A 2,039-nucleotide genomic window follows, 5' to 3' on the forward strand; every position below is an offset into this window, starting at 1 on the left:
AACGACAGCTGCATCGCACTCACCCCGATCACGGTGAGGCATTGTCGCGCAATCGGGCGGAGTTGTTCAGACCTTCCTTAGCTGCCATCTACCGCAGCCTCCGGCCTGCACGCATGTGAGCGGGCGAAATACGGGTAACGACGTCCAGTTGATCACGGAACCGGCCGACGCTCCACTGCCAAGCCTCCTGAATCTCGTAGGCAGGGTTGTAGAGGATCCAAATGAGTTCGTCCCATTCGTAGTTGCTCGGCTTAGGCACACGCGTTACCACGCTGCCTTTCTTCCCGCTGGGGCGGCATGCCTTTACTTGATACCGGACACCTTGGAATCGGAAATCAAAGCCCCTCTGCACAGCAGTGCTGCCTTGCATGCAGGACGAGTAATCGGCCAACGAGCAACCGATCAGCAGAGCAGCATCCAGCTCTGACACGGCCGAGGTGATTGAGGGCGCGTTCCCAAAGGCACGTTCCCAGGCGAGCGAGGCTTCCACTAAGCGGGCGCGGAGGTCTTCCAATGGCAGCTAACACCGGAGTTAAGCCGCGACGCGAAGCGGCGTCGGCTTGGACGAATTGTTAGCGCCCGGCCCGGTTGGGGCAGACGCCTCCGAAGACCTACGGACGCGAGCATGCCACGGCAGGCCCGGAACGGCAGCAGCCCGCGAGCCGGGCCGAGACGAGAGCGACGCGGCACGGCCAGCCGGGCCGCGCTGCGCCAGCAGGGCGGCAAGGCCGGGGTGGCCTGAAGAGACGATCGCCGCAACCGCCTGGACCCAGCCGGGCAGGGTGCCGCACTGCAACGGTGTGACCATGCGGTTTGCACGGCGCGGCACGCTGCGTGGAGCCGGCTCACCAGCCGGGCCCGACGCGACGGTGCATGGCGACTTGCGTGCGGTGCCAGCCGCACATGAGCGGACAATTACGACTGGGACGGACAGACCCCGAGCACCGAGTCCCCACTGCGGGCGCTAACACCTGAGTTAAGCCGCGCCGCGAAGCGGCGTCGGCTTGGACGAATTGTTAGCCCGCTGGCCGGAACCGCGCAGCGACATTGCGTGACTCCCGAAATGCGCCATGAGCAAATTGATCTTTAGCGAGTCTTGCCACCAGTGCAAACTCTGGAAGGCGGTTTGCTTCCCGCAGCGGATCATATTGAGCGGCGGAGAAAACAAAGCCGTTATCGGCAAATGCCGCGCTCTCAACTTGGTTGTACTCCATATCGGAGTGCGCGACCGCCTTATTGCGCAGCTCCAACAGGCGATCATGCGCAGCCAGCTCTTGTCCCGTGAGAGCGCGCCGTGAGAAAGGTGGTGTTGGGGTCGCGGTTGGATGATCTTCGTTGCCTGAAAATGGCCGGCCGTAGGCGACGATACCGGCAATCATGAGGCCGCGAGCTATAACTTCGTCAATGCTTTCGTACGCTCGCCAAGCGGCCAGGAAGAACTCTTCGGCTTGCTCCGCGTCGCGGTAGGACAACATTAGGCGGGTGTGTGCTCGTTGATCGCGTGGGACGTTCATAGCGGGCTAACACCTGAGTTAAGCCGCGCCGCGAAGCGGCGTCGGCTTGGACGAATTGTTAGCTGCCAGCGACGCCATTAGAGGTCGCATCGGAGCTCTCCGGTGTACGTTTGACCTCGGACAACCAGCCGGGTTTGCCGATCCTGGCCGCGGAGCGTGAATGAGGGAGGCAACGAGGGGTCACCCGGGTTGGTAAAGACAATGTGGACCCTCGCAGACTGCCTGTGGAAATCGACCACTTTCCATGACGTGGGCGGCAGGTTGCGCGGCCCGCCTCGCCCGTTTACCTGGATGGGGCCGACTTTTCCGTATCCGAGGAGCTCAAGGGTCGGAACCGGAGAGGTCGGAGGGGGCGTGAACGTGCACATCGTGCTTGTTGCGGACGCTGGGACTGATGCCAGCAATAGCGCGGAGATAGTGACGAGTCGCATTGGACCTTCCATGGCAGCTAACACCAGAGCTAAGCCGCGCCGCTGCGGCGGGCTATCCGGAGCCGATCATGCCAGAGCTGCGGCAGCTTTGCCG

At 62.7% G+C, this 2,039-nt stretch carries 2 protein-coding genes; both read right to left on the bottom strand.

All coding sequences use genetic code 11. The features are described from left to right. Positions 1-88 precede the first annotated feature (88 nt). Positions 89-514, bottom strand: coding sequence for a hypothetical protein (locus tag EYQ95_RS26055; RefSeq protein WP_132332113.1), 426 nt, complete (start codon positions 512-514; stop codon positions 89-91). A gap of 502 nt (positions 515-1,016) precedes the next feature. After that, complete coding sequence (locus tag EYQ95_RS26060; protein ID WP_207916709.1) at positions 1,017-1,514, bottom strand: hypothetical protein; 498 nt, start codon at positions 1,512-1,514, stop codon at positions 1,017-1,019. Positions 1,515-2,039 lie beyond the last annotated feature (525 nt).

The organism is Lysobacter sp. N42, assembly GCF_004344885.1.

Excerpts from the sequence above, each read along its gene's own strand:
- EYQ95_RS26060 (WP_207916709.1), bottom strand. The coding sequence starts at position 1,514 with ATGAACGTCCCACGCGATCAACGAGCACACACCCGCCTAATGTTGTCC.